Here is a 607-nt window from a genome sequence, read left to right on the forward strand (position 1 = left end):
GTATCGGCCGTACCGGCCACATCGGTTTTAACGAACCGGGTTCGGCGCCAAATTCGGGTACCCGTTTGGTTACTTTAGATGATTTGACCCGCAGTGATGCCGCCCGCGATTTTGGTGGTAAAGCCAATGTGCCTACCAAAGCCATTACCATGGGGATTGGTACTATTTTTAAAGCAAGAGAGATCATCCTGATGGCCTGGAGCGCCAAAAAAGCGCCTATTGTTAAAAAAGCTGTTGAAGGTGAAATATCAGGCGAAGTACCTGCCACTTATTTGCAGTTATCAGATCATGTTGAATTTGTGCTTGACGAAGCAGCCGCATCTGAACTCACCCGTTTTGATACCCCATGGCTGGTAAAAGATTGCTCATGGGATGATAATACGCTGAAAAAGAAAGCGGTGATCTGGCTGGCTGATACCATTGGCAAACCGGTATTAAAACTTACCGAAGAAGATTACAACAACCACGGTATGGCTCAATTAGCAGTAGAGCAGGGCCCGGTTTACAACATCAATATTGATATTTTTAACCAGATACAGCATACCATTACCGGCTGGCCGGGTGGCAAGCCGAATGCAGATGACTCACAACGGCCTGAAAGAGCTTT

1 pseudogene is annotated in these 607 nt (G+C 46.8%); it reads left to right on the top strand.

Annotated elements, in window-relative coordinates:
• Positions 1–607: pseudogene (locus AC1DU2_RS30875) on the top strand (glucosamine-6-phosphate deaminase); the annotation flags it as partial.

This window comes from Mucilaginibacter sp. P4_C11, from assembly GCF_056402115.1.